This window comes from Rhizobium lusitanum (genome assembly GCF_014189535.1).
In the GTDB taxonomy this organism is placed as follows: Bacteria; Pseudomonadota; Alphaproteobacteria; order Rhizobiales; family Rhizobiaceae; genus Rhizobium; species Rhizobium lusitanum_C.
Window position 1 is genome coordinate 249,992 of record NZ_CP050304.1, and the last position, 25,496, is coordinate 275,487.

At 57.1% G+C, this 25,496-nt stretch carries 24 protein-coding genes and 7 pseudogenes; 15 read left to right on the forward strand and 16 right to left on the reverse strand.

All coding sequences use genetic code 11. The features are described 5' to 3' along the window. Positions 1-39: 39 nt before the first annotated feature. Positions 40-312: pseudogene (locus tag HB780_RS01270) on the reverse strand (hypothetical protein); the annotation flags it as partial. Between HB780_RS01270 and HB780_RS32740 the strand changes: the two are divergent. Further along, a pseudogene (locus HB780_RS32740) lies at positions 309-431 on the forward strand (DNA polymerase IV); the annotation flags it as partial. The pseudogenes HB780_RS01270 and HB780_RS32740 sit on opposite strands and share 4 nt — an antisense overlap. 354 nt (positions 432-785) lie before the next feature. On the opposite strand, the gene HB780_RS01275 reads toward HB780_RS32740, so the two are convergent. From HB780_RS01275 to HB780_RS01290, 4 genes and pseudogenes are all read right to left on the reverse strand, one after another. Then, positions 786-932, reverse strand: coding sequence for a DUF1127 domain-containing protein (locus HB780_RS01275; RefSeq protein WP_164049362.1), 147 nt, complete (start codon positions 930-932; stop codon positions 786-788). Positions 933-1,102: 170 nt separating this feature from the next. Further along, a pseudogene (locus HB780_RS01280) lies at positions 1,103-1,366 on the reverse strand (3'-5' exonuclease); the annotation flags it as partial. After that, positions 1,350-2,068: pseudogene (locus tag HB780_RS01285) on the reverse strand (IS6 family transposase). The pseudogenes HB780_RS01285 and HB780_RS01280, both read right to left, overlap by 17 nt. Before the next feature lie 31 nt (positions 2,069-2,099). After that, positions 2,100-3,494, reverse strand: coding sequence for a dipeptidase (locus HB780_RS01290; RefSeq protein ID WP_183686003.1), 1,395 nt, complete (start codon positions 3,492-3,494; stop codon positions 2,100-2,102). A gap of 288 nt (positions 3,495-3,782) precedes the next feature. Between HB780_RS01290 and HB780_RS01295 the strand changes: the two are divergent. Together HB780_RS01295 and HB780_RS01300 are read left to right on the forward strand one after the other, a co-directional pair. Then, a pseudogene (locus HB780_RS01295) lies at positions 3,783-4,013 on the forward strand (glutathione ABC transporter ATP-binding protein GsiA); the annotation flags it as partial. A 78-nt stretch (positions 4,014-4,091) separates the two neighbouring features. Further along, on the forward strand, positions 4,092-5,438 hold the full coding sequence (locus HB780_RS01300) for an NAD(P)/FAD-dependent oxidoreductase (protein WP_183686007.1): 1,347 nt from the start codon (positions 4,092-4,094) through the stop codon (positions 5,436-5,438). A 98-nt stretch (positions 5,439-5,536) separates the two neighbouring features. Here the strand turns inward: HB780_RS01300 and HB780_RS01305 are convergent. From HB780_RS01305 to HB780_RS01320, 4 genes and pseudogenes are all read right to left on the reverse strand, one after another. Then, a pseudogene (locus HB780_RS01305) lies at positions 5,537-6,284 on the reverse strand (IS6 family transposase); the annotation flags it as partial. A 245-nt stretch (positions 6,285-6,529) separates the two neighbouring features. After that, positions 6,530-6,925, reverse strand: coding sequence for a response regulator (locus HB780_RS01310; RefSeq protein WP_183686010.1), 396 nt, complete (start codon positions 6,923-6,925; stop codon positions 6,530-6,532). A 352-nt stretch (positions 6,926-7,277) separates the two neighbouring features. Beyond that, entirely contained in the window at positions 7,278-8,336 is a 1,059-nt protein-coding gene (locus HB780_RS01315) for a sensor histidine kinase (RefSeq protein ID WP_183686012.1), read from the reverse strand. Further along, complete coding sequence (locus HB780_RS01320) at positions 8,333-9,772, reverse strand: DUF7125 family protein (RefSeq protein ID WP_183686014.1); 1,440 nt, start codon at positions 9,770-9,772, stop codon at positions 8,333-8,335. Before HB780_RS01320 ends, HB780_RS01315 begins: the two co-directional genes overlap by 4 nt. A 414-nt stretch (positions 9,773-10,186) precedes the next feature. Between HB780_RS01320 and HB780_RS01325 the strand changes: the two genes are divergently transcribed. The 7 genes from HB780_RS01325 (at position 10,187) to HB780_RS01355 (ending at position 14,584) form a co-directional block, all read left to right on the forward strand. Beyond that, a complete protein-coding gene (locus HB780_RS01325) occupies positions 10,187-10,396 on the forward strand; it encodes a cold-shock protein (protein WP_027145347.1) in 210 nt (69 codons plus the stop codon). Positions 10,397-10,550: 154 nt separating this feature from the next. Further along, on the forward strand, positions 10,551-10,826 hold the full coding sequence (locus HB780_RS01330; RefSeq protein WP_183686016.1) for a hypothetical protein: 276 nt from the start codon (positions 10,551-10,553) through the stop codon (positions 10,824-10,826). 612 nt (positions 10,827-11,438) lie between these two features. Then, positions 11,439-11,807 (forward strand): response regulator, encoded by a 369-nt coding sequence (locus tag HB780_RS01335; RefSeq protein WP_183686429.1) that lies wholly within the window; start codon positions 11,439-11,441, stop codon positions 11,805-11,807. Between the two features lie 208 nt (positions 11,808-12,015). Beyond that, positions 12,016-12,462, forward strand: a complete 447-nt coding sequence (locus HB780_RS01340) for a PRC-barrel domain-containing protein (RefSeq protein ID WP_183686018.1) — start codon at positions 12,016-12,018, stop codon at positions 12,460-12,462. Positions 12,463-12,708: 246 nt separating this feature from the next. After that, on the forward strand, positions 12,709-12,900 hold the full coding sequence (locus tag HB780_RS01345) for a CsbD family protein (protein ID WP_183686020.1): 192 nt from the start codon (positions 12,709-12,711) through the stop codon (positions 12,898-12,900). 62 nt (positions 12,901-12,962) lie between these two features. Further along, positions 12,963-13,301: a hypothetical protein gene (locus HB780_RS01350; protein WP_183686022.1), complete on the forward strand. Its 339-nt coding sequence runs from the start codon at positions 12,963-12,965 to the stop codon at positions 13,299-13,301. Between the two features lie 536 nt (positions 13,302-13,837). Beyond that, a complete protein-coding gene (locus HB780_RS01355; protein ID WP_183686024.1) occupies positions 13,838-14,584 on the forward strand; it encodes an outer membrane protein in 747 nt (248 codons plus the stop codon). A 71-nt stretch (positions 14,585-14,655) separates the two neighbouring features. Here the strand turns inward: HB780_RS01355 and HB780_RS01360 are convergent, their stop codons facing one another. Beyond that, the gene (locus tag HB780_RS01360; protein WP_183686026.1) at positions 14,656-15,750 is read right to left on the reverse strand and encodes a GGDEF domain-containing protein; all 1,095 of its coding nucleotides are present in this window, start codon (positions 15,748-15,750) and stop codon (positions 14,656-14,658) included. Between the two features lie 150 nt (positions 15,751-15,900). Here HB780_RS01360 and HB780_RS01365 point away from each other — a divergent pair, with 150 nt between their 5' ends. Further along, the gene (locus HB780_RS01365) at positions 15,901-16,236 is read left to right on the forward strand and encodes a curlin (protein WP_183686028.1); all 336 of its coding nucleotides are present in this window, start codon (positions 15,901-15,903) and stop codon (positions 16,234-16,236) included. 120 nt (positions 16,237-16,356) lie between these two features. Here the strand turns inward: HB780_RS01365 and HB780_RS01370 are convergent, their stop codons facing one another. Next, positions 16,357-16,653 carry a PRC-barrel domain containing protein gene (locus tag HB780_RS01370; RefSeq protein ID WP_183686030.1) on the reverse strand — a complete coding sequence of 99 codons (297 nt, stop codon included), beginning with the start codon at positions 16,651-16,653 and terminating at the stop codon, positions 16,357-16,359. Positions 16,654-17,082: 429 nt separating this feature from the next. Between HB780_RS01370 and HB780_RS01375 the strand changes: the two genes are divergently transcribed. From HB780_RS01375 to HB780_RS01385, 4 genes and pseudogenes are all read left to right on the forward strand, one after another. Next, positions 17,083-17,301, forward strand: a complete 219-nt coding sequence (locus HB780_RS01375) for a hypothetical protein (RefSeq protein ID WP_183686032.1) — start codon at positions 17,083-17,085, stop codon at positions 17,299-17,301. 263 nt (positions 17,302-17,564) lie between these two features. Continuing rightward, a pseudogene (locus tag HB780_RS32745) lies at positions 17,565-17,755 on the forward strand (hypothetical protein); the annotation flags it as partial. 120 nt (positions 17,756-17,875) lie between these two features. Next, entirely contained in the window at positions 17,876-18,676 is an 801-nt protein-coding gene (locus tag HB780_RS01380; protein ID WP_183686034.1) for a class I SAM-dependent methyltransferase, read from the forward strand. Positions 18,677-18,856: 180 nt separating this feature from the next. Next, positions 18,857-19,054 (forward strand): hypothetical protein, encoded by a 198-nt coding sequence (locus HB780_RS01385; RefSeq protein WP_183686036.1) that lies wholly within the window; start codon positions 18,857-18,859, stop codon positions 19,052-19,054. 45 nt (positions 19,055-19,099) lie between these two features. Here HB780_RS01385 and HB780_RS01390 read toward each other — a convergent pair whose 3' ends face one another. From HB780_RS01390 to HB780_RS01410, 5 genes are all read right to left on the reverse strand, one after another. Further along, positions 19,100-20,569: an FAD-dependent monooxygenase gene (locus HB780_RS01390; protein WP_183686037.1), complete on the reverse strand. Its 1,470-nt coding sequence runs from the start codon at positions 20,567-20,569 to the stop codon at positions 19,100-19,102. Between the two features lie 415 nt (positions 20,570-20,984). Further along, positions 20,985-21,998, reverse strand: coding sequence for an ABC transporter substrate-binding protein (locus HB780_RS01395; protein ID WP_183686039.1), 1,014 nt, complete (start codon positions 21,996-21,998; stop codon positions 20,985-20,987). Positions 21,999-22,377: 379 nt separating this feature from the next. Beyond that, positions 22,378-23,127, reverse strand: coding sequence for a MipA/OmpV family protein (locus HB780_RS01400; RefSeq protein WP_183686431.1), 750 nt, complete (start codon positions 23,125-23,127; stop codon positions 22,378-22,380). Between the two features lie 113 nt (positions 23,128-23,240). Beyond that, the gene (locus HB780_RS01405) at positions 23,241-24,602 is read right to left on the reverse strand and encodes a sensor histidine kinase (protein ID WP_183686041.1); all 1,362 of its coding nucleotides are present in this window, start codon (positions 24,600-24,602) and stop codon (positions 23,241-23,243) included. Further along, positions 24,589-25,266, reverse strand: a complete 678-nt coding sequence (locus HB780_RS01410) for a winged helix-turn-helix domain-containing protein (RefSeq protein WP_183686043.1) — start codon at positions 25,264-25,266, stop codon at positions 24,589-24,591. Before HB780_RS01410 ends, HB780_RS01405 begins: the two co-directional genes overlap by 14 nt. Positions 25,267-25,496: the final 230 nt, after the last annotated feature.

Genomic DNA, 25,496 nt, shown 5'->3' on the forward strand with positions numbered 1-25,496 from the left:
TATGAACTGGCAGGCTAACTACATCCTACATCTGGGGATTTACTGAAAACTCCTGCTTTTCACCTTCAGGGTGTCGATGTGCAAGTCAGGCACGAACAAATCCTGCGGTTTCACACCCACCGGCGGCCGCTCACCGCTATCCGGGCTGCCAGGCGCTCCATGGGCGAACTCATCGCCGCGCCCTGAGGGAAGATGGAAACCATCCCGCTCGCCAAGGCTTGCCAGATCGGTGGTCAGATCGAACATCCGTTGCGCCCCCAGACGCACGACGCCCCCTTCGCGCTGGATCTTGCCGTTGATCGCCATCATCGCGGACTCTGCTCGCCTCGGTGTTCCCCTTCAAACGTCCGGTGCGGCTCTTAGGGATCACCCTGTCGTCCCTCAACACGAAAAAAATCGGGCAAGAACCGCAGCTCGATCTGGGACTTTGAACCAGCCGGCCCTGAAAACGAAAAAGCCTGCCGCGGGAGGAGGTGCGGCAGGCTTTTCGAAAAGAACCGAACAACGGCTGGGAGGAGGAGCGCCGCTGTTCCGACAGACGCGCCCTGGGAGGAGGAGTGGGCCGTCTGAAATCAAAGCTCTGCGGGAGGAGGTGCATCGCTTCGATGAAAACCAGAATACCCATTCCATCCGCACATTAAATAGACTTTTCTGCAGTGCAGCCATGCGAAAAATACACGGCCTCAGATAGATCTCCAGCGCAGCGCCTCTCTTCGGTCCAGACACAGGAACGCCCGCGTCATCAGCGGGCGTGTCGTCATTCAGGTGGGCTTGGAAACAGTCGCTTAACGAGCGACCGATGCGCGGGCAACGCTGTGAATGTCGGCGCGATCGATGCCGAGGTCCTGCAGCTCACGTGAGCTCATGCGGCCAAGTTCGGTAACGGTCTGACGATACTTGCGCCAAGTGTTGAAAGAGCGTGCTACGTTCATGATGATCCCCTTTCGTGAGGTCTCTTGACGCCAGCAACCATGCTTTGGTTCCAACGTCGTTTCGATGATTGAGACATGGGCCCTTGCCTACCCCACGATAAGGCACAAGGTCTCAGGTCCGCCATGCGTTCAAAGCATGGGTCCAATCAGAAGATGGCTGAAGGGAGCTGTCAGGCGCGGAACCGGTCGAAGGCGGTGAAGCGTTTGATGGGTGGATCGGCGTCCGGATAGCGGTAGATCTCGGCCCTGAGATAGCGGAGCTCATCATCGAGTGCTTCTTCTCCAACCTCGATCCACCAGGATTTGGGACGGCCGTCGCTTCCGTCGGACCAGCGATAGCCTCGCGCCTTCAGATGGTCCTTCATGTCGCAGGGGCTGTTCTCCGCAAAGATCCGGACACGCGACCTCTGACTTGCTTCATAGAGCTCGGCGAAAGCGGTGGAAGCCGGTCACGGCTTCCCACGCGGCCATGGCCTGGCGTCGATGGGTTCGAAATTGTGCTGAGGAGCGGTTGGTCTGGGATGGGACGAAGAGGTTTCGGACGGCGGAGAAGATCGACACGAAATGTTGCAATGAGCCTGCCAACCGGAAACTCTGTCGCGTTCGCTCCGGTTTTCGGAACGTAAGGTGAGAATTCTCTGCCCGGTTGTTCAAGCCTTTATGCGAGCGCGTTGCACGTTCGGCACGACCTGGCGTTTGGCCGCCCCGTAGGAGCGCAATTTGTCGGTGATCATACGCTTTGGCGGCATGCCCTGCTTCCTCAGAAGTCGCGTCAGCAGGCGCTTGGCCGCCTTGGTGTTACGGCTCGCCTGGACGATCTCGTCGAGCACATATCCGTCCCAATCAACCGCTCTCCACAACCAGCATTTCTGACCGCTGATGCGTACCACGACTTCATCGAGGTGCCAGACATCGCCTTTCGTCGGCGCCTTGCGGCGTATGCGGCGCGCATAATCAGGGCCGTGCTTTCGGCACCATCGGCGGATGGTCTCGTAGGAAACGACGATCCCGCGATCGAGCAGCATTTCCTCGACATCGCGCAGGCTCAGATTGAAGCGGAAGTAGAGCCAGACAGCACGGGCTACGATTTCGATCGGATAGCGGTGGTTCTTGTAGGTCGGTGCACTCACGGTCATGGGCGCGCTGCTACCGCAGTTTCCTTACCGCTCAATCAATGTGACAGCACCCGACCTTCTCCAAAAGAAGCCCGTATGCGAGCATACTTCTGTCGAATGCGTCTAATCTAAAAAACTCGTTAGGAGCGTGAAGGTTTTCATCGCTATGGGCGAATCCAAACATCGTCGCATGAACCCCCGTTGCATGTTGCAACGTCGTCATGACCGAGATCGAGCCCCCAAGCCGAGTGCGATAAGGCGTTCTTCCGTAGACTTCCTCCAACACTTCCGCCGCGAGCTCCGTCGAGAGATGGCCCCTGGGGACCTGGAAGGGGTCGCCCCAACTGTTGTTTCGCTTCACATCTGCGCTGAGGCCAGGAGGACAGTGAGCAACGACGTGGTTGCGGATCACGTCCAATATACGACCGGGGTGCTGAGCTGCGACCAAACGGCAAGTTAGCTTTGCGGTAGCTTCAGCAGGTAGTACTGTTTTACCTCCGTCTCCCTGCCAGCCAGAGGTCAGCCCGTTCACGTCAAGAGTCGGCCGCGCCCACAGCCTCTCGCGCGTAGAGTAGCCTGGCTCGCCGCCGGTAGCTGGAGCGCCTGTCTCTGCCAGATAGTCGGCATCATTATATGGCACACGCGCGATCTCCTGGCGGTCCTGATCTGTCAATGGGATGACGTCGTCGTAAAACCCGTTGATCGTAACGAGGCCTTCGGAGGATTTCATTGAGGCCAGAAGTTGTGCTAACCCCATCGCCGGATTAGCGATCCCACCGCCATGCAGCCCTGAATGCTGATCAGAGTGTGGTCCGCGCACAACGAGTTCAAATGCGACAATACCCTTTAACGCTTCAACGACTTGGGGCTGCTCAGGTCCCCATTGCAGGCCGTCGGCGGAAAAGATCATGTCGCAGGCAAGGCGGTCAACGTTCTGTTCGACAAATTTTGGCATGTCGGGCGAACCAATCTCTTCCTGCCCTTCAAATAAGAACTTGACGTTAACAGGCAAGCGGCCGGTAGTGCTTAGCAAGGCTTCTACCGTCAGGATTGGCGCCAGCATGTTACCCTTATCGTCGGTAGCGCCCCGGCCATAGATCTTGCCGTCGCGTATTTCAGGCTCAAATGGCGGAGTAGTCCAAAGTTCAATAGGCTCAGCCGGCTGGACGTCGAAATGGCCGTAGATCATTACGGTTGGCTTGTGATTACCGGCCCCCATCCATGAACCAAAAACCACCGGATGTGCGCCCGTGTCCAGAACTTCAGCATCTGCAATACCGGCGACTTTCAACCTATTCGCAACCCACCTCGCAGCCCGGTGGACCTCCGGCAGTAAGGCCGGCTGCGCGGAGACCGACGGAATACGGATGAATTCGAGAAGGTCGGCGATGTCTTTTTCTCGGTTTTGACGCAGAAAATGCTGCCATTCTTTTGAAGCTCTTGTCATGTTAAAAACCCAAATCCCCTCCGAAATAATTCGACGCAACAGTCAGCGGTGTATTCCATTATCCATTATTATGAAGGGCAGGCCTGAATATTTTGCACTAAAAATCATACTCTCTGGAAGGACACTGATCGCCGCCCAATTATGAAACGTCCGGCTATCTCAGAGGTGGCTCGGTTTGTCTGAACAGTTTCGAGCGTTTCGCTAAGTGGATTTCCGCCTCGATTATGCTGCGACCTTCATCGGTGTCAGCGAGTTGAAGTAACGCCTGATCCGGTGTCTGCCGGTCAAGGGATGAAATTGGAAATCGGCTCGCGCGCCGATATCTTCGGCAGTCCGCAGCATCCCTATACGAAGCGGCTGCTGGAAGCGGTTCCGGTTCCGGAGCCGGCGCGCCGCCTGACCAAGCGCTTCGTCCCGAACGAAGAAATCCGCAGCCCAATTCGTGCGCCCGACTATGAGGCGCCGATACGGCGGTATCGCGAAGTCTCCCCTGGCCATTCCGTCATTATTGACGATTGAAGTCGCGATATTGTACGACCGGATCATATGATGTAGCCGCTCAAGCTACCGCCGTGACGGCCACAAGGACAAAGCCCTTTGACGACCTTTCCCTTTACCGAAGCGACGCCCATCCAGTTTCAGGCGCCGCTGCCGCACACATCCGATGTCGTGATCATCGGCGGCGGCATCATCGGCGTCACGACGGCTCTGTATCTCGCGCGCAAGAACATCTCGGTGACGCTTCTGGAAAAGGGCCGCATAGCCGCCGAGCAATCCTCGCGCAACTGGGGCTGGATCCGCCAGCAGGGCCGCGACGCCGACGAACTGCCGATCGTGATTGAAGCCTGCCGGCTCTGGAAGCAACTGGCGGAAGAATGCGGCGAGGACATCGGCCTCAACCAGACTGGCGTGACCTATCTCGCGCACAACGATAAGGAAATGGCCGATTTTGCGGAGTTCGTGAAGCTCGCCGGGAGTCATGGCGTCGATACGCGCCTGATGGACTCCAAGCAGGCGGCGGACCTGATCCCCGGCATGGCGCGGCCCTTCAAGGGCGGGATGACCACACCCTCTGACATGCGCGCCGAGCCTTGGGTTGCCGTGCCTGCGATTGCGCGGATGGCCGCGCGCGAAGGCGTCACGATCATCGAGAATTGTGCGGCGCGCATGCTCGACCTCTCGTCCGGACGGATCAGCGGCGTCTGGACCGAGAAAGGCCTTATCGCCACGTCGAACGTGCTTGCCGCCTGCGGCGCCTGGACATCACTCTTCCTGCGCGCGCATGGTGTCTCTATCCCGCAACTCAGTGTCAGGCTCACCGTCGCCGCGACCGAGCCAATGCCGGAAATCTACGCGGGTGCCGCCACCGACGAACATATCGCTTTCCGGAGGCGGCAGGATGGTGGGTATACGCTGGCACCGGGCGGCAGCCATCAGCTTTATATCGGGCCGGATGCATTCCGCCACGCGACGAAATATCTTTCCGCTCTGAAGGCCAATCCGTTTGGAACGTGCTACCTGCCGGCTGCACCGCCGGGATACCCGGATGCCTGGTCAACGCCGCGAAAGTGGGACGCGGATCGTCAAAGCCCGTTTGAGCGGATGCGCGTTCTCAATCCCGCTCCCGAGGCCTCAGGGCTGCGCGCGCTCGATGAAGGGTTCAGGGCACTTTTCCCGCAGTTCAAGTCCGTGCCGCTGAAGGCGAGTTGGGGCGGCATGATCGATGCGATGCCGGATGTCGTGCCCACCGTCGATTCTACGCCGGAAATCCCCGGCCTCGTTGTCGCGACCGGCATGAGCGGCCACGGCTTCGGTATCGGGCCCGGCTTCGGACGCGTCCTGTCCGATATGATCCAGAACAACGATATCGGGCACAACCTCCACCGCTTCCGTCTGTCGCGCTTTGCCGACGGCAGCCCGATCCGGCCGGGACCGGCAATCTAAACCGACTTTGAGAAACGGCGCGCTAGTGCAATGAAGTGGGCTTGTCGCAAACTTTCCTCAGAGGCGGCGGCTATCGCCCGAACGATGCCATTTTCATGTTTTGTTAACCTTGTAAATCCAAAGAGGCGCGCAAGCAGATCTTTCTGGTCGTTGACAGTCCAGTCGCCCGAAAAGCCAAAGCCTTTCCTCAACCACAGCATCGCCTCGAAACCCGCGATCGTTCGCCGCGCTGTGTTGAAGGATTGGAAGCCGCCGATCTTCGGTATGTTCTTCTTCACCCGGAAATGGTCGCTCCCAACGCCTTGCTGTAGATGCTTGGTGACATAGTGCACGGGATCGGGATGTAGACGCCCGTCTTCAACCGACGTTTTGATTGTTGAAGGGAAGGTATTGGCGCCATCAGTCCCGATCTTTCCGGTTGATAACAAGGGCTCGTCCTTCAGCATCTTGCGGAAGAACCGCTTGGCCGCATCAAGATCACGCTTGGCGGTCAGCAGGAAATCCACCCGATTACCATGCTTATCGATGCCTCGGTACAGATAGCGCCATTTGCCGCGGATCTCAGTGTAGGTCTCGTCAATCCGAACCGATCCGCAAATGCGGACGGCGAAACTGGCGGAGACGCTTCTCGATCAAAGGCGAATAGCTCAATACTCAGCGGTTGATCGTGCTATGATCGACCTCGAAGCCGCGCTCTTCGAACATTTCTTCCAGATCTCGATAGCTCAACGAATATCTCAAATATCAAGTGACCGCTTGTACGATCAGCGATGCCTCGAAATTCCTTCCTTTGAAATCATCCTTCGACTAACGCTTCAGCTTTTCGGTAATGGCATTCAGAATCATCGGTACGCTCCACAACATCTGGAGCAGGAATTTCTCTTCCGATGGTCAACATACCGATAAGTGCAGAAATTTGCGATAAGCCCTTTCATCTTCGACCTGTTGCAGGTAACGCTCTTCCCGCTCCCCAAGGCGCAAGAACCGGAGGCAGAGTTGCCGCATGAAGCGCTGGGTCAGCGGCTGATAACGCAAATTCCTTGACTTGTTCGAAGTCTCCGAGTGCGCCAGACCTTTCGCTTCTTTCATCGCTATGCCGTCGCCGAAGGGAGCGAGGATGCGTAATCCCGAACGCCAAGAGCCTTCAACGCATCGGCAATGTGCTGCACGTCGCAGGGTTTTGGAACGCGAATGCCGTGTGCAAAAACCGCGTCATCTTCTCCCGACCCCGTTCCCGAGCTCACAATGAAGGGGATTCCCTGATTTACCAGACGGTGGGCGATGGACTCGGAAGTGCCATCCCGGACGCGGATATCCAGCACTGCAAACAGGGGTGTGTGCACCGCCAACCATTTCTCCGCTTGGAGGCAGGAGGAGACCAGTACACTGGTCTCAAAGCCCAGATCCTGAAGCATCTGCTCCAAATCCATGGCGATCAGCAACTCATCCTCAATGATGAGAACAGACGACCCAGAAGATTTATCCATGGTTGGTCCCTTAATCTGGCATGGCAAATTTTTGGCCCACACCCACTATCAGCAGCGGATCGGGCAAAATCAAGTGCGGCCGAATTGTTGATCCATGACCCACACCTGCCCGTGCGATCGAGAGCAGTCCGATGACCGCCCTTTTCAGTGGCCACGACCTTACCCATTTTGGTGTCGACCATCTTGACGGGCTCGGCTGCCAGAGCCGGCAATGTTGTTGCAGCCAAAAGGCCGATCGCGATTAGCAACGTTTTCATGTTTTCCTCCCATTCGGGAGTGCCTGCGAAATGCCGGTAGTACCCAATATAGCGGCCTGGAAACGTCCGGTCGCGAACGTAGTTCCATTGAACGACTAGACAAACGACTCTTGATTGGAATTGGTGATTCGCGACAGCCGTCCACTCACGCTGCAGCGAAATCCCGATGGCGCAAAGACGATGTCGGGAGCTGCACCAAACAACGCGCGCAGCGCCGAGCGTACATAACGAGTGCCATACCCCTGGCGCGTCGGTTCAAGCACAAGAGGACCGCCCACTTCGACCCAATTCAAGGATAAGTCAGGACCATCCTCGTTGGCGATCGCCCAGGCGATTTCAACCTTTCCATCGGAGTGGGAGAGTGCGCCATATTTAATGGCATTCGTTATGAGCTCATGCAAACACAACGCTATTGTCGTTCCGGCTTCCCGGCTCACAACAACATCCGGACCAGTAAAGTCGATGCGACTGACGCCATTGCTGTTGTAGGGAGACGCCGTCTGCTCCACGACTGCGGAAAGCAAGATCTCCTCCCCTCCGGCCTCGAATACGGCGGTATGCACCTTGGACAGCGCCTGTAGACGGCCAACGAAGTCGCTTGACAAGCTTTCGACGGTTGCCGTTCCGCGCCGCGTCATCTGGAAAATCGAGGCAACGCTCGCCAAAATGTTTTTTACCCGGTGGTTCAACTCCAGGCGCAGCTCTTTTTCCCGCTCAAGGGAGTCACGAACCTGGCGTTGGCGCAGTCGGACCAGCAGATTTGACTGGATCACATTCACGAATTCCAATCGCGCAATAGGACGTGTGTGGAACAGCAATCGCGAACCCGGCCATGACGTCTCCAACTGACCGCGGATCCTTGCAAGTGGTGCAGCACGTTCCAGCAAAACGATGATTGGCACTTCCGACCAGTCGGGTTGTTCCGCAAGATGCTCGCCAATTCTAGCGACGATCTCGGGGTAAAGCGCCTCATGCGTGATGACGATGATGCCCGGAGACAGGGCGAGTTGCTGGACTAGATCATCGTCGGCCCTACCGGCTCTTACCTCAACGTCCTGTTCACGCAGGAATGCGGCGATATAATCGGCATCCTTGCGAAAGGGAGCTAGAACGAGCACCCAGTCCAACTCGCTTTCTATTGGAACTGCATTCATTTTGAATCAGGAAGAGGATTGTAAGCGACAACGCTCACGCTTCCACTTTCGATCAGCAGTTCCCGAATATCGAGGTCGTGCGGACCATGACGCTTTTTAACCACAGTGATGTTTCGGCGCAGATGCCCCTCGTGCTCCACAATCCTCAGCAGAAGAACCGTATCGCCTAGGAAACTCACATCGACATCGATCCCCACATTTTGACCGAGCAGGCCATGCTGGGCCACGATCAGCATCGTCAGGACACCGGACCGCGCAAGGTATTTCAGGAGCGACTGGATATCCCGAACCGCTTTCTCGCGGTACGGCAATGAGTTTAGATACCCGGTCAGGCTGTCGATGACCACGACCCGCACCTTCTCCTGTGTAACCGCTGACTGAACAATCTGGCCAAATTCCCCGGGCGAGATTTCGTTCGGATTGAAATCGCGCAGGATCAGCTTGCCATCCTTATGAAACTGCCGCAGTTCCATTCCCAGGCCTTCGGAGCGACGGAAGAAGGTTTCCAACCGTTCTTCGAATAGAAACAGAGCGACACTCTCGCCGCGTTCAAGCGCCGCGGTCGCGTAGAGGGACGACATGGTCGATTTGCCGGTACCGGACTGGCCGATCACCAGTGTCGTGGTCCCGGCCTCCTGGCCACCACCGAACATATCGTCGAGCTCGGCGACGCCGGATTTGATCAGCTGTGGCTTGGCATTCTCCAGCGCGGTGCTTGCCACAATGCGGGGGAAGACGACAACACCTTCACCTTCACGAATAGCCATATCGTGGTAGCCGTCGGCGACCGGCACGCCGCGCATCTTCGAGACCTCGATGCGGCGGCGCACTCCACCATATTCTTCCAGCGACTTGTCAAACCGAATGACGCCGTGGGCAAGTCCTTCTACTTCCTCCCCGCTGCGATCGCCCGCAGTTTGCGTGTCCAGCAACAGCGCCACGACATTCTTCTTCGCGAGGAAGGATTTGAAGCGGATAAGCTCGCGACGAAACCGCGGAGAATCGCCCGTGATCAAACGGATCTCAAGGAGAGAATCGTAGACCAGGCGGCGTGGCTTGTGCTCATCAATTGCTGCTTCGACGGCCTTTCGCGTCTCGTCCAGCCGAAGATCGGCAGTCAAGAATATGCTTTGCTCATCGGCCTCGTTCACAGCGTCCGAGGTCGACAATTCTTCAACGCGGATGCCATCAAGCGTCCAGCCATGCGAAACAGCGATAGATTCAAGCTCTGCGGCGGTTTGTGAAAGCGTGACATACATACAGCTTTCACCGCTCTCGACGCCGGCGCGCAGGAACTGCAACGCGGCCGTCGTCTTGCCCGACCCTGGCGCTCCTTGCAGCATATAAAGATTGAATGCCGGAAGCCCACCCCGCAAGATCTCATCAAGTCCCGAAATGCCGGTGCTGACAATAGGGGGCTTTTTCCGCTTGGGCATATCTCATCTTCCACAAAAAATCGGCAGCGCATTCTCGAAATCGAATTCGCGCATCTTCTTTGCGAGGATGCATTGCAGTTATATTTGTCTTTCTCAAAACATCAACAAGGTTGGCCTGCCGGTTGAAATCAATCCTGGGAGACGGTCTTGCTCACAGCATGTCTGCATTGGCGCTCTAAAAAGTGCATGCCTGCCGAAAACACGCATTGATTGAATGCGTAGCGTGCGAAAACTAAAAGTTGACGCGGACGTGCAACACCGCTAGGGATATGTTTGTCGATATTTGCTTGCTGAGCTTTGGTTACCGCGCGATTAGCACCGCGCCCTGAACGAACCTTCCTTTCAAAAATCGTTATCATCATCCGCAGCGCATTCGTGCTGCGGTCGTCTTATATTGCTATGAAAGGGTTCATTATGACCACTGGCACAGTTAAATGGTTTAATTCCACTAAGGGCTTCGGCTTCATTCAGCCTGACAATGGCGGCGCTGACGCCTTCGTTCACATCTCTGCCGTCGAACGCGCCGGAATGCGCGAAATCGTCGAAGGCCAGAAGATCGGCTACGAGATGGAGCGCGACAACAAGTCGGGCAAAATGTCTGCTTGCAACCTGCAGGCTGTATAATCGGTAACTGCTTTCCTTTGACCACGGATGTACTGGCACTGTCGAAAGCAAATTACCAAGCGAGGTCAGGCAAATCGCCTGGCCTTTTTTGTGCCTGATTGCCACGACGCCCATGCTGGCTGGCTATCCAAGGCTGCAATAATGGGAGGATCCGATGACGGATCAAGCGAACGAACTTCAGGCCATTAATACAGCCTGGCAGATCGCCATTCAGGAAATTTTGAGGATGGTTGTCCGCGACGTTTATAAATCCGGCGACGAAGCATCCTTCCACGCGCATATAAAGCGCATCGAAGAAGCTGCTGTCGACAGTATCTATACCGGGCTGATGCTCCGCGGAACGGATGAGTGGACCGAAGTTCTCGTCAAGGAGAAGGCAAGCAATTTTGTGACCACGCTTCTGACATCGTTCACTTACGACAAAATCTGAAGCTCTCTCGATCCCATACGCCCCCCGCAATTGCAGAAGACGATCGCTGATTGTCAAAGTGTGCCGGCAATTCCAGCCGCTGCTCATAGATTTTTCTCCTCCCACACCAGCGATACCTCGGGCCAGGTTGATTACCCAGTCAGGCAGTTCTGATCAGCGGCGGCGGGGATTAAAACTCGACTTGGCAAAGACGTAGCCCCGAATGAGGCGAATGGCCTGCGCCCGTTCGTCAATCGCTGCTTTGTCCCCATATTTGCTCCACATATGGTACGGAGGACGTGCTTTGTGTCGGATTGCTCGTTTCGGTGATCTCGAAAATGATCCGATCCAGCGGAAATCCGTTTTTATGGCAGCGCCGATAGCGACCTGAATACCGACGCGCGGCTCCTGGAGACGTGGGCGGCAAGTGAAACGACAGGCGCCTATGATCCATCGGCTTGCCCGAAGCCGCAAATGGTCACTGTGCGCTTACCTGCGATATAGATTGAAAGGCACGGATCAATTCCGAGGTGCACGCGTTAGGTATGTTCTGAGGCTGCCTTGAGCCGCCCCGATCCACGCCTGCTGTCACCAGCTCCAGAAGATAGGTGGCCAAAGAGAATTGAGACTTCAATGATCGATGCCTGTATTGTCGTTCTCGTGGTCGAAGACGAACCGTTGGTGAGGATGAACACTGTTGGTGCCCTGGAAGATGGCGGGCTTCTGGTCTTTGAAGCCGCAGACGCCGACGAAGCCATTGTCATCCTCGTCGAACACACGGAAATACAGGCCCTGTTCACGGATATCGATATGCCCGGCAGCATGGACGGCCTCAAGCTGGCGGCCGCTGTTCGTGATCGCTGGCCACCCATCAAGATCATCGTGACGTCCGGCCACCATGCCATTCGAGAGGAGAGCCTTCCGTTCGATGGTCGGTTTTTCAGCAAGCCCTACGATCCCGAAAAAATCATCGGCACCATCCGGGAAATGGTCGCGGCCTGAATGAGGCCAGCTCCTATCATAACCACATTCGGGTCAGCTCTCGTTGCCGCGCACAAAACTTTTGTTACCCGCCCATGAGATGCTGCCCTCTTCGCGAAGAGAACGGAAAGGAAGATAAATCAACGAATTAGGGAACGTTTTCTGCCCGCAAGGGTTACCTCTTTGCATTGGCATACACGTCGTATGCTGGATAATACAGGAGTATCGCATGAAATTTCGTTCGCTCGTTCCCGGTTTGGCTCTCACTCTTATCAGCGGCGTAGCCTTCGCACAAACGACGGCCGCAACTGGTGCAGACGCCGCTCTGGCCGGCCCCGGTATCACGATGGGCAAGACGGCAAACGGTCCCTTAAAATACGTCAACATCCAGGATAGCGATCTGGTCACGTCGAAGCTGGTCGGCGTCGACGTCTACAACAAGCAGAACGAAGCCATCGGTGAAATATCCGACGTGGTCATCGGTGACGGCAAGTCGGTCATTGGCATTGTCGCAAGTGTCGGCGGCTTCCTCGGCATCGGTGAAAGCTACGTGGTTCTCGATCCATCCTCGGTCGCGCTGGCACAGGATAACGGCACCTGGAAGGCTTATGTCGATACCTCGAAGGATGACCTCACGAAGGCTCCGAAGCTCGACTATTCCAAATTGAAGAAATGATGATCGGGGCCAGCTTTAAGCTGGCCCTTTTCCTCGGTCTCGCCTGATGCGATTCACGTCATTTCTATCTGATGTTCATTTCGCACTGATCCAACAAAATCGTCCAGAATCCCTGCGGCACCTGCCTTGTGCGATCGCGCGGCGCCAGGACATGCGAAGAGTGCACCGGCGGACGTCCATTGCCTGCCAGTGGAACCAACAGGCCGCTCAGCACGTTTCAAAAGAGCTCAATAGAGGAGACGAAAAATGGGAAGCACATCCGACAAGATCAAAGGCGCCGCGAATGAAATGGCCGGCAAGGCACGCCAGGCCGTAGGCAAGGCTGTAGACAATCACGAGGAGCAGGCCAAGGGCGCTGTCCAGGAAGCCAAGGGCAAAATCCAGGTTGCCAAGGGCAATGCGAAGGATGCCATCAAGAACTTCGTCGACAAGGCCTGAAGTCAAATCACTGGTCACAATTTAAGCCCGCGTTCGCGGGCTTTTTAATGGGAGAAGATCGCATGAAATTCACTGCCTCAGCCGCCGCGGGCGCACTCGTCCTTTTCGCAGCAAACCATGCCTTTGCACAGGCGGCCCAAGACCCCGCTGTGAGCGCCTGTAAATCGACCGGATTGCTCGCCCTGCAGGAGCGGTCGCCTGAGATCACCGATCTCGTGATGGACATGGAAAGCCTTGCCATCAGCAAGGCCGACACCAAGGTCGAGGACGTCGCCGTCAAGACGGTTATTCTGGGAGAGGCCTACATCGCCCGCAAGGAAAAGACCGGAAAGCCCGACAGGTTCGTCTGCTTGCTTGGCGACAAAGGCAAAGTTCTGCTGACTTTCTTTACGGCTCAGTAGACGATGAGGGTTCCCAGCTCCGAGCACTCAGGGTTTCGCGAGCGCGCTACTCCGGTCGTCGTTGTGCAATCGGACTAAGCCGATAATAAGCGGCGAGTACCAGCGCCGTGCCGGCTGCCATGATGATCTGGCGGACGGCGGACGGTGTGTGGTTTCGCGAGTTGTCCAGATGACGATGTCGCCGGGCCTGAGAACGGCAAGCACGTTCTGGTCGATAACATCTGGATCCCTGTGCAAGCCGTGCTGCGCGCGCAATCTCCTTGCTCGACGTTTCGGGCGGCAGCTGCGTGCGCGCTGCACCGAAACGTTCGCGAGACAAGATCTGTGACCTGTTCGGTCGCTTCTGCGTATAATCATGCAGTCGGTGTAGGGCGCACCGACCAACTGTGGCAGGAATGTAACGGCGCGCCACTACCGGTCGTAGTTAGCACTCAAAAGCCTGCCTTAATTCGAGGAGGCAGAATTCCACGACCTATATCGACCTTGAGCATCGCAAGAATTGAAAACGAACTTTCGGCTACGTCCAAGGAACCACTATGAAAAAGCTTATTCTCGCCGCCCTGATCTCAACCTCGCTGGTCTCCGCTGCCGCCGCTGCCGACATGGTTACGCCAATGCAGCCGCCTTCGGCAGTCGATAACGGCATGGGCTTTTACCTCGGTTCGCTGAGTTCGGTATCCTTCCTGAAGCACACCGACTTTGACGTAGGCGGCTTCAACATCAACACCAAGTATGACACGGGCTTCTACAGTGCTATCCGCGGTGGCTACAACTTCGGTTCCATGGGCTACGTGACGCCACGCGTCGAACTGGAAGTCGGCTACGGCAGCGCCTCGGTCGATGAGCACCGCGTGACCGGTTTTGGCAGCGTTGGATCGATCAACTCCTATGGCGACGCAAACACGATCCAGGGCTTCGTCAACGGCTACCTCGACATCCCGCTCGCCCCGGCCGGCGACACAGGCTTTCTGTCGGTCTTCACGCCTTACGTCGGCGGTGGCGTCGGCGCGATCAACCTGAAGCTCCGCAAGCAGGGCGTCGGATCGGTTGGAACGCTGATCGACGACGATGACACCGCGTTCGCCTACCATCTCGACGCGGGCGTCGGCATCAATCTCCAGAGCGTATTTTCTGGCTCGACGCTGTTCGAGAAGACGTCGCTGGACATCGGCTACCGCTATACCGCCGCTGACAACTTCGACTTCACAGCGCGCGACGGCACGTCCTCGAGCACGGACTTCAGCAGCAACGCTGTCACCGTTGGCTTCCGCAAGCAGTTCTGATCGGTTGACACTTTGAAACCATCGAAGGTCTCCGCAGGTTTTGCGGAGACCTTCGAAACACACCTATAAGCTTATGCGGCAAACGCCATCTCAACTCTGTTGCGGCCAGACCGCTTCGCGGTGTAAAGAGCGGCATCGGCGGCCTTCAGCGCCTCAGCCACCTCCGTCCGATGAATATTGGTTGCGCTCGCGCCAGCACTTATTGTCACGGATACCCCGCCTGCTTGGCTCGTGACGATATTTGCCTCTACACGCAACCGTATTTTTTCTGCGACGGCTGCAGCTTTCTGACTTCCCAAACCGGGCAACAGAACTGCAATCTCCTCGCCGCCAAATCGAGCGACGATGTCCGCCTTGCGGACTGACGCCGCGATGATGGAGGCAACGTTCATCAACACGGTGTCACCCGTATCATGGCCGAATGTATCATTCACCGCTTTGAAATGATCGATGTCGATCATAATGACGGAGTATTCGCCGTTCGGGTTGTGTCCCAGAGAAAGAGCTAACGCAGCTTTGGCATCAAATGCGCGTCTATTGACCAACTTGGTCAATGGATCGACTGCAGCATCATGCTCAAGCGCTCGGAACAGCCTCATACGCTTTCCTTCATTCGAGAGGAAATCATGCAGCAGAAAAATTCCAATCGGATTGGCGATCATTATCAGCATAACCGCATGATAGTTGAAGGACGCCACCGAAAGATGGGGCAGCGCCAGTACGGAAACGGTCGACATTGTGGCGGCGGCACTGAGAGCGGCAGGGCGTCCGAGCCGCTGCCTGAAAAAGCGATTGGGAATCATACCGACAGCAATTCCGGCAGCAGCGGTCACAGAGATGCTGATGAGGCCCGCATAAACCCCTGCTCCTCCAAGCCAAATCCTGTAACCACCGAGTACGATGGCTGTGATCATTGCACCGGCTAGCCCAGAGAAGGTGTAGGCGAGCGCAAGGATCGGAACGCGCCCATCGTAAAACACACCTGGCGCAAAAATGACCGGGTCATTCATGGAAAGGATACCGGCAGCCGCGAAAAGGAATCCAACGCCGATATTGCCGGCGACGGCCCCCGTGGTGGCCTGGATCACCCGGGAATATCCAAGGATCACGAGAGCTGACATGGCCAAGCTTCGACATAGCCCTATCAGCAGCGTGCTTTCATCCATTCGTTTGTACCTCGCCTTTTCCCGTTCGAAAATGACAGGGCTGGCCTAAGGGAGGATGAAGAACAATCGCGGATTATTGGATTTCACATCTAGATGCAGTAATTGGCTGCGATATCCCGAGTTGCGCAGGCCCGCGTGAACGCCAACTGAATGGCGTCTTCAGCATTGGTTCGAATAACCTTTGCTCCCAGTGGTGCCGAAGATACAGGTGCGCTTGCGACCGGCCTGCGCTTCTATTCGCTGTATCGCAACATTCGGGGCGCCGGCATTCGCCAGTCGGGGCACGGCAATACCGCCGGCATAAGCCAGAACAGTCACGGCGATCTCGGTATCAGCGAGCAGCATGGTAACGGCCATTCCGCCATCCTTCGGCAGAATGGCAACGACAATGCTTACGGCGTTTTCCAGTTCGGTAGAGATACCAGCGCCAATGTCGAGCAGAACGGCGATGGCGGTAGCGGCGCCACCTTCAGCTATGGCTGGTGACAGGGAGATCGCGGGCATCGTTGCGATCCTCAGCAGCATCTCGCCGAGCTTTGCAAGGTCGTCCAGATACGGAAAAGCCCGGCACGATGGCCGGGCTTCGATGCTCGTGGGCTTGGACGGCTAGTCTTTGTGCTCGGGCATTTCCTTGAGCTCATCCTTCGTCCAGTTTGTGACGGCATGGATGTCGCCATCCCCGTCGCGCATGAATTCCAAATCGGTCAGCGCAACGCTGACAGGCTTTGCTCCGATGCCAAGGAAGCCGCCTACGTCGATGATTGCGGTGCCGCCTGCGCCGGAGCCGTGAATGTGATCCAGTTTGCCGACCTTGTGGTCGTCGGCGCCATAAATGGTCGCGCCTTCAAGCACGGCAGGCGTCAGTTCGATCGTGGCGAGACGAACATGATTTGTATGATCCATTGGTGATCCTCCTTGTTTCCTGAAAAGAGGTAACCCGAAGCGAACGAGGTTTGTTCCGTCTCCATGCTGACAAGCGATGTCACTTTCCATTTAACTGCCAAGCGACACCAAGATCTAGTGCATGGGCTGGAGACCTTTGGGTTCGGACGACATGCTTGACGTAAGTTTCGTGCGCCAATGTTCCAGGCGCGAGAAATTTTACCGGCATGAAGCTGGCCCCCCAAGATCAAGAACAAGAACAAGCGTGCCAGCCGGTTCAGCGCTCCCTACGTGTCACGATAGTGCAAACAGGTGACAACGACCGCAACTTCCGCTGATTTTCGTCGGCGATCGGAGGGCGTTGTGAACCTCCTGGCTGTCGTCAAAACGCCTTGGAATCTCGCAGTGGCAGGAGCGTGCGATATAAATCCCAGCGTGGTGGAACGAAATATGGACATCGAAGAGATATTGTACATTCAGGGATGTGGCATGCGCGATCGTATCCTTGGTCTGACACCTGCAGAAAACCCCGTATTGCAGCAGCGGTTACGCACCCCGGAACACCGTTCAGATCTTGTTTCGGCGTGGGAGTTTGGCTGGGCGATAGAAGATGCTATCCGCCGTACGAGATTGCCCATTACTGAACTGAGTCTGGTTGGCGCCTGCTAAACTATCTCCATGACCAGCACCATCACGGACGTGCTCCTAACTTCGTATCACCACGGAGGCGTCACGATATCCAGGATCGAACAATGTGGATCAGCACCGAGGGCTCACCCCTCAATGTTCCCGCGCAAGGCACTGAAATAGAAATGCAAAATTGGAACCGTCCGGGGTTATGATCGGCGCTGACGTTGACCCTGTGCAGGTCACCAATTTGCTCGCAAAGTCACGCACTTGTTGCCTTTCGACTGAGGTCAACCTTCGGTGCTGATTTACACCGCAACGCCTTCGCCCGCGGTGCCGGCCTTCGTATCGACTACTTCTTGCTGAGCCCGTCCCGGCGTGACCGGCTGACAGCGCTGGCGTCGACAGGTTCGCTCGGGCCGGGGACCGCACCAGCGATTACGCGCCCGTGTGCATTGAACACGTGGTATGCCCCCGCGGAATGATCTGGGTCTAATGTTAGTGCATGCGGAGGTTTCACCGTTTCGAGTAGGTGGGGACCAATTTCATCTGCGAGCCGTGCCGCCTTGGTGCATACCGTAAACTGATGTAATATCGACGGTCAGAGAGGCGTCCGATGGCATCAAGCTTCCACATACACAATGCAGACGGGTATGAGCAGCTAATGGGTCGCTGGAGCAAAGAGCTCGCGCCTCGGTTCATTGAGTTTGCTGGAATTTCCGGCGGCGAAAAAATCCTCGATGTTGGTTGCGGCACGGGCAGCCTGACATTCACTCTCGCCAGTTTTGCGGACCTCAGCGAGATTACGGCGATCGACTATTCCGACATCTTTGTCGAAGAGACCACCCGCCGAAATTCCGACCCGCGCATAGTAGTCCGCCAGGCAGACGCCTGCGCCCTGCCCTTCGAGGAAGGGACGTTCGATCGGGCGCTGGCGCTGTTGGTGCTCCATTTTGTGCCGGAGGCAAGCAAGGCCATTGCCGAGATGCGCCGCGTCGTCAGGCCAGGCGGCGTAGTGGCGGCGGCCGTGTGGGATCATTTCGGCGGCATGTCAGGCATGCGTATGGTAATCGACACCGTGGCGGCACTCAGCGACCGCGGCCGTCAGCTCCGTGCACGTTACTGCTTTCAACCGATGACTCAACCAGGCGAAATGAGCCAGGCTTTCGCAGAGCAGGGTCTCATCAGTGTGAGCGAAACACAATTGATGGTTCGTATGGTCTATCAAGACTTCGATGACTTTTGGGCACCGATTGCTGCCGGCGAGGGCCCCTTGGGAAATTATATCGGCTCCTTGGAGGATTCAGAGCGGACGCGGACGGACGCGGCGGTGCGTGACGCTTATGAAGCAGGTCACCCAGATGGCCCAAGGTCATTTGCAAATATCGCATGGGCATGCCGGGGGCTCGTTCCCTAAATGCGCGGTTGGCTGCCTTGAACGGGATCGAATCGCCGCCTCGTTGATGCGGCTTCAACGCATGTCCGAATGCATTGATATCCCCGAGATTTCAGGCTTCATAAGTCGGATTAAGCAAAAAACTCAACTCGGGATCGCTTCTGTTACGTGGAAGGGTGTACATGCCACTCCGCAACAATCATGGGAAACGTCGAAAAACATCCGGCTGGTGTGGCCACCGTTGTGCACAATTTTGCCCAACAAACAGGAGCTGCAATGGGCGTCGCCATCTTCGGCATGGTGATCGCCGCGCTTCAATCGTTTGAGGCAGACGTGCATGCGGTGCTCGGCCACGTTGGTTTCGCGATCCACGGTAAATGCCAGCGAAATCAACGGTAGCCAAGCAACCGCTCTTGAGGCCGGGATCACGAATGCTGCCGTTCGCTAGTCGCTGCAACCACCGAACCAGGCTCTGCATGCATCAAACAGGCCTTTGGGATCTCCCTCTCCAACCCACGCCACATGCCCATCAGGACGGATCAGTATGGCGGTCGGCGTCCGGACCGCGCCGATAACGGGAAGCTCGAACACGCCGTCAAATTTCGCATCGACCACCTTGACCCGATTTGTCCATCCCTCGATAGCGAGCGAACCTGGTTTTCCGAAATTGAGTAGCACTGGCCGCGCATCATGCAGGAGCATGAAGACACGCGTCGGCCCGGCCGCGGTAACGATGTCCAGATCGGGCATTCGGCGGCCGAGCAACGGGTGCCCCTCGCCAAACTCGTAGCGAATGTCGAGACCGGACATCATCGCGGAGTACCATTTGCGCGCTTCGTCCATTTGCATCACCGAGGCCATCAATTCGCGCAAGGCATTCGTCCGGTCGTCGCCGCGGTTGAGCGCCGTGAGCGCCAGCGTGTGCTTGAGCAAGGCTGCTCCGACCGGGTGCCGCTCCGCATGATAGGTGTCCAGCAGGTCGTCCGGCGAGATGCCCTTGACCACCTGCGATAACTTCCAGCCTAGATTGACGGCATCCTGCAAGCCGATGTTCAACCCCTGCCCGCCGACCGGGGAATGCACATGGGCGGCATCTCCGGCCAGCAATATGCGTCCTTTACGGTAGGAGGCTGCCTGTCGCGCCGCATCGGTAAACCGCGAGAGCCAAGTAATATTGTGGACGCCGAAGTCCGATCCGTAAGCGGCGACGAGGGCTTCGCGAAGCTGGTCGTCAGTTGGTTGATCGTCCCGTTCGAGACGCTGCTCTGTCACGACGCCACGAACGCGATTTTCGTCGTCCAGCCTGCCAATGGCATAGACGCCCCGTTCGCCATGACGCATGCCCAAAGGCGGTTCGTCTGCCATGTCGGCCTCGAAAATCAGGTAGCTGAGGGCAGGCTCCCATCCCGGGAAGTCGATACCGGCTGTCTTGCGGACGAGACTGCGGCCGCCGTCGCATCCGACAAGGTATTTCGACCGCAGTATCCGGCCATCGTCCAACGCGATTTCGACGTCAGCGTCTCTCTGCACGAAGCCCGTTATCTCGCAGCCGCGATAGACATGCACCGGCAGCTCGGAGATCCAGTCGGCAAGGCCGCGCTCAATCCTTTCCTGCCACAGCGCTAGGGTGTAGTTGTGGCGGGTCTGGCGGTCGCTGGCGTCGAGAACGACACCGGCAAACGGCACGACGTAGTGCTTTTTCCCCTGCGCGATGAAATGGTCGGCGAGGCCGCGCTGGTCGAGCACTTCGATCGATCGCGGATGCAGTCCGCTTGCCCGTGAGCCCTCAACGTCCTGGTTTATACGCCGCTCGACTATTGCGACATCGACGCTCGCAAGAGCCAATTCACCAGCCATCATCAGCCCCGTTGGGCCGCCTCCGGCAATAATCACTTCATGTTCGAACACCTGCATTTGCCACCTCGCAGATTCAGTAGGGCCTGTCTTTTACCAGGTGGCGGGGGCCTTGAAGCAAGAGGCTTGCGCATCATATTTCTGTCGTGACGGGGCAGCGTCGATTATTGCGCAATCATCGTTCAAGAGGCACCGAGTGTTGAGACGCAACAGCGACCGCCACCCTTGAGCGTCGCCAAGGCGCAAGCGTTGTTATTGCTTCTGAGGGATGAAGGCGGTGCTTTTGGGGCGCAGCGATCAAGGGTGTTAATCGGCAGCGAACCCTGCCGCCAGCGGATTTTGTATTAAGCACCCGATAATACTCTCGCGAGATTGTGAATTTTCGCGGGCCGAAGCTTACTGGGATGGAATGGCACCTCGCAGGTGCATTTTGGCCGCCTCCGGTCTTTGCCGGAAGCGGCGTAGCACAGCCAGCTTATTTGGCGGCCTTGACGAACTCCGTCGTGTAGGTCTTCGACAGGTCGATCGACTTACCCTGAACGTTCTTCGAAAACGCTGAAAGAACGGCAAGAACGGTCTTCGGACCATCTTCAGGCATGACGCCATCGGGCGTGAACATCGCCTTGCCGTTTTCAAGCGCTTTCACATAGCCTTCCTTGTCGCCGATGTAGAAATCCTTTGGCATCTTGTCGGCGATTTCGGCGGCGGAATGGGTGTTGATGAAATGCAGCGTCTTGACGAAGGCGTTGGCGAGCTTCTGGGTCTCCGCCTTGTGATCATTGATCCACGACGTCTGCATATAGAGAGAGGCTGCCGGATAGGTGCCGCCGAGCACTGCCTTGGTGCCGGCCATCGTACGCATATCGATCAGGACCTTGGCTTCGCCGGTCTTCAGCAGATGCGAGATCGTCGGCTCAGTGGTCATCCCAGCCTGAATGGCATCCTGCTGCAAGGCGGCTATGAAAGTCTGGCCGGCGCCGACCGGAACCGAGGTGAAATCGCTTAGCTTCAGGCCGTTTTTGACCGCCAGATACTGCGTCAGGAAATTGGTCGACGAGCCGAGACCCGTGACGCCAAGGCTCTTACCCTTGAAATCAGCCGGCGACTTGATCTCGGGATGTTTGCTGGACACCAGCTCCACTTCGCCGGGCGCCTGGCTGAATTGCACGACGGACTCTACAAACTTACCCTTGCCTTGAAGATCGATGCAGTGATCATAGAAACCGACGACACCCTGGACCGCGCCGGCAAGCATTTCGTTTTCCGCGTCCACGCCGGCGGGCTCATTGAGAAGCTCGACCGTGAGACCCTCGTCCTTGAAGTAACCCAGCGATTCAGCAAGCTTGGCCGGCAGATAGATCTGCTTTTCATAGCCGCCGACCATGATGGAGATCTTGTCGGCTGCCTGTGCCGCCGTCGCCCCGAGCGAGACCGCCGCCATCGCAAGGGAAAGGGCCGCGGAATAAAAGAGAATGCCTGTCGAACGCATTGATGTCTCCTCCCGTTAACTGCCGGCGGCACTTGAACACCACAAGGCAGACGCTTCCTCCTGAAGCGAGAAAGACTTGCACCAGCAACCTTTCAGTGAGCTGAAGGGATGCCGACAGCTCTTCATTCGCATGACACGATTTTACTTTCAGGAGATATCGATGATGTCCGAAGACGTCGATTGCGGTCGGGATTGATGCCATTGCAGTCCTGCGGATCGCTTCATGCACAGACGAAGCGATCTGCATTAATTGAATGCCCCGAGGCCATGAAGGGTCGCCGATGCATCACACTTTTCACCGGCAGATTTCGCCAACGACGTCATCGCTATTCCCGTATTAAGCCTGCACGACATCGCCGATCATGAAGTGCGCAGCGCCTCAAAAATTGAGGTTGAAGGTTCTGTTGAGGGTAAAGCCGATAATATTCTGGTCGGGTGAGCCGAACCGCGAGGTGATCGGGCTGTCGGCGGCGTCGCCCACTAGACGGTTATATTTCTCATAGACCTGCACGCTCCATTGAGGCGTGATCGTATAGGTCGCCGCCACCGTGAAGCCGACCGATTTCAGGCCGCCGGCCGCGTCGAAGGCGCTGACATGACCGTTTCTTGCGGCTTGACCCGCCGAGATGCCAAAGTTGCTGCGCATGTAGGTGGTGTCTGCCAGCGACATGCGTGGCCCCGCCGACAGGACCAGCTTGTCGCCAACCGGCTGAAACCAATCAAGCGCCAGATCGGCGACCAGACCGTCGCCGCCCCAAAGGGACTGGCGTACTTCCGTCCGCAACCGAAGCTGATTTTCCATCAGCCAATATTGTGCGAAGCCGCCGGCATCGAAATTCCAGCGCACCCTGCGCTGGCTCTGTATATGCAGATTGTTGAGGTCCAGGCGATCGTCCCTCAAGCCGACGACGGGGCCGATTTCAAGGCTACCGAGGTCGAAGAGCGTATAGTCGAAATTGTCGTCCGGAGCGCTGTATTCAGGGGACTCACCGAGGCGATAAAAGTCGAAAGACGGAAGGGCACCGAAGGTATAGCGCTTCGAGCCTTCGTAGCTCGGCCCATACTCCACCGTAGTGCCGAGCGTCACGACCCAAGTGTCCGAAGGAGATTTAGCCGCCTGCTGCGCCATGACGGGTGTCGTCGGCAGGGCGGTAAATGCCAGCAAGAAGACCGTCGTGTCCAAGTGCAGGTTTAGACACATGGGTCGGCTTATGGAGAATACGTTGCAGCGCATGTCAGCCTTCATCGATCAACCCTCGCAAATACGATCTTGACCTGCAGCCCAGGTTCGACGTTCGCCATGAAAATGCGCGCACCATGAAGGTCAGCGACGGCCTTCACCAGGCTGAGCCCAAGCCCGCTGCCGGGGGAAGTGCGGCTTTTCTCCAGTCTGTAGAGACGGCGGAACACATTGCCGTGCTCCTGTTCGGGGATGCCGGGACCGTTGTCCTCCACATATGTCGTGATCGTTTCGGCATCTGCCTCACTCCGGATCACGATGTCGGTTCTTGCGGGGCAGTGACGAATGGCGTTCTCGATGAGATTGGCATACATCTGGGTCAGCAGTTCGCGGTCGCCCAAAATAATCGCGCCGGGCTGGTCCAGGCTGCTTTTGAGTTGCTGGCCGTTATCCTCGGCGACACTGGAATATATGTCGGCAAGGGATTGCAGGATATTGCCAAGATCGAGGATGTCGAACCTCGATTTGCGGGCCCCGGCCTCGATCTGGGCAATCCGCAACAGCGCCTCGAAAGTTTCGTTGATGCGGTCCGCCTCGGCGCTTGCGGCCTCGAGCTCAGCGATGACCGCCTGGCCGCTCTCCTGCTTGGCCAGCGCCTCGTCGATGGTCATTTTGAGGCGGTTGAGTGGGGATTTCAGGTCGTGGGCTATATCGGCGCTGACCTGCCGCATGCCTTCGACCGTGGCGGCGAGGCGCGCAAGCGCGTCGTTGATGTCGTGGGACAGCAGATCGACGTCATCGCCACGTCCGACAATCGGAATCCGGGCATTCAGGTTTCCTCGCGCCACATGCTCCATCGTGCTTCGCACGGCGCCGAAACGCCGTTGCACGCGCAGCGCAATCAATCCGCCGCCGGAAATCGCCAGCAGCAAAACGATGATGGAGGCCCAGCCAAAGCTTTGCAGCATGATTGCTTCGATGTTCTCGGTTTCCCGTCGACTGAGACCGACAGTCAGGCGATTTCCGTCAACGGCGCCTGAGAAAATCCGGTATTGCAGGTCGTCGGGCAGTTGCATCTCTTCGCCATCGATGTTGCTCCAACCCTGTGGAAACTTGAGATCAGGGATATTGCCGGCAAGAACCTTTCCCGAGGGATTGACGAGTGAGAACACGCGCTGGCGATCGCCGGCTGCCTTGATATAGGTCTGCACCGTATCAAGCAGGTCCGTGATGTCCTGATCGCCATAGGCCGCGGCGATCACCGCAAAGGTCTCCTGAATGGTCTGGTCCTGGCGCTGCTGGAGTTCCCATCGAACAAGCTGATAGACGATCATGCCCGTGATGATGAAGGCGCTGATGAACATCAGCGAGAAGATCAGCGCCAGGCGAAACGACGTACTGCGCAGAATGTTATCGCGGCGCATGCAACGAATAACCGGTGTTTCTGATCGTATGAAGGAGCTGAACGTCGAAGGGCCTGTCGATTTTTCCGCGCAGCCGGCTGATATGCGTTTCGACCACGCTGGTCTTCGGATCGAAATGGAAATCCCAGACGCGCTCAAGGAGCATCGTGCGGGTGAGAACCCTGCCCTCGTTGCGGGCGAGAACCTCCAGAAGCGTAAATTCGCGCGGTTGCAGCTCGATCTCCACCCCTGCCCTGGTGACGCGGCGTTTCATCATGTCCATCGTCAGATCGGCGACCTGCAGCACGGTCTTCTCGGCGACCGCGGGCGGGCGGCGGGCAAGCGCGTTGACGCGCGCCAGGAGTTCGGAGAATGCGAACGGCTTGACGAGGTAGTCGTCGGCTCCTGCTTCCAGACCCTCCACACGGTCGTCGATGCCAGCGATCGCGCTCAGGAAAAGCGTCGGCGTCTTGACGCCGGCGGCGCGCATCGAGCGCACGATCGACAGGCCGTCGAGACCCGGCAGCATCCGGTCGATGACATAAACATCATAGGTCTCGCGGATGGCATGGAAAAGTCCGTCCTGCCCGTCCGGCAATACGTCGCATACATGACCCGCTTCACGCAGGCCGCGCGCGATGAAATCCGCCGTTTTGATGTCGTCCTCTATGAGCAGTATACGCATAAGACAATCCGTTCCCCATGCCGGCAGTGAAATGGCATCGCTTTGAAGCGACCCCGTCCGTCACCATCCAGTTTAGCAAGTCCTGGCAAGTCAGGATAGGAGATGCAACCGAAGAGATCCTCTTGATATCCAATATATCCCGGCCGGCCTCTGGCACCGTTGCTCGATGGCCGGAGGCAATTCCGGCTTTAAGATCAAACCTTCGCCACAGCCTTGCCGACACCTTACCT

Coding starts and splice junctions, on each gene's coding strand:
- HB780_RS01320 (WP_183686014.1), bottom strand. CDS start 9,772: ATGCCCAAGCGGAAAAAGCCCCCTATTGTCAGCACCGGCATTTCGGGA.
- HB780_RS01360 (WP_183686026.1), bottom strand. CDS start 15,750: ATGGATGAAAGCACGCTGCTGATAGGGCTATGTCGAAGCTTGGCCATG.
- HB780_RS01355 (WP_183686024.1), top strand. CDS start 13,838: ATGAAAAAGCTTATTCTCGCCGCCCTGATCTCAACCTCGCTGGTCTCC.
- HB780_RS01385 (WP_183686036.1), top strand. CDS start 18,857: ATGGGAAACGTCGAAAAACATCCGGCTGGTGTGGCCACCGTTGTGCAC.
- HB780_RS01325 (WP_027145347.1), top strand. CDS start 10,187: ATGACCACTGGCACAGTTAAATGGTTTAATTCCACTAAGGGCTTCGGC.
- HB780_RS01395 (WP_183686039.1), bottom strand. CDS start 21,998: ATGCGTTCGACAGGCATTCTCTTTTATTCCGCGGCCCTTTCCCTTGCG.
- HB780_RS01335 (WP_183686429.1), top strand. CDS start 11,439: ATGATCGATGCCTGTATTGTCGTTCTCGTGGTCGAAGACGAACCGTTG.
- HB780_RS01315 (WP_183686012.1), bottom strand. CDS start 8,336: ATGAATGCAGTTCCAATAGAAAGCGAGTTGGACTGGGTGCTCGTTCTA.
- HB780_RS01380 (WP_183686034.1), top strand. CDS start 17,876: ATGGCATCAAGCTTCCACATACACAATGCAGACGGGTATGAGCAGCTA.
- HB780_RS01340 (WP_183686018.1), top strand. CDS start 12,016: ATGAAATTTCGTTCGCTCGTTCCCGGTTTGGCTCTCACTCTTATCAGC.
- HB780_RS01370 (WP_183686030.1), bottom strand. CDS start 16,653: ATGGATCATACAAATCATGTTCGTCTCGCCACGATCGAACTGACGCCT.
- HB780_RS01410 (WP_183686043.1), bottom strand. CDS start 25,266: ATGCGTATACTGCTCATAGAGGACGACATCAAAACGGCGGATTTCATC.
- HB780_RS01400 (WP_183686431.1), bottom strand. CDS start 23,127: ATGGCGCAGCAGGCGGCTAAATCTCCTTCGGACACTTGGGTCGTGACG.
- HB780_RS01405 (WP_183686041.1), bottom strand. CDS start 24,602: ATGCGCCGCGATAACATTCTGCGCAGTACGTCGTTTCGCCTGGCGCTG.
- HB780_RS01290 (WP_183686003.1), bottom strand. CDS start 3,494: ATGACAAGAGCTTCAAAAGAATGGCAGCATTTTCTGCGTCAAAACCGA.
- HB780_RS01345 (WP_183686020.1), top strand. CDS start 12,709: ATGGGAAGCACATCCGACAAGATCAAAGGCGCCGCGAATGAAATGGCC.
- HB780_RS01330 (WP_183686016.1), top strand. CDS start 10,551: ATGACGGATCAAGCGAACGAACTTCAGGCCATTAATACAGCCTGGCAG.
- HB780_RS01390 (WP_183686037.1), bottom strand. CDS start 20,569: ATGCAGGTGTTCGAACATGAAGTGATTATTGCCGGAGGCGGCCCAACG.
- HB780_RS01275 (WP_164049362.1), bottom strand. CDS start 932: ATGAACGTAGCACGCTCTTTCAACACTTGGCGCAAGTATCGTCAGACC.
- HB780_RS01365 (WP_183686028.1), top strand. CDS start 15,901: ATGGCGTCTTCAGCATTGGTTCGAATAACCTTTGCTCCCAGTGGTGCC.
- HB780_RS01350 (WP_183686022.1), top strand. CDS start 12,963: ATGAAATTCACTGCCTCAGCCGCCGCGGGCGCACTCGTCCTTTTCGCA.
- HB780_RS01310 (WP_183686010.1), bottom strand. CDS start 6,925: ATGGATAAATCTTCTGGGTCGTCTGTTCTCATCATTGAGGATGAGTTG.
- HB780_RS01375 (WP_183686032.1), top strand. CDS start 17,083: ATGGACATCGAAGAGATATTGTACATTCAGGGATGTGGCATGCGCGAT.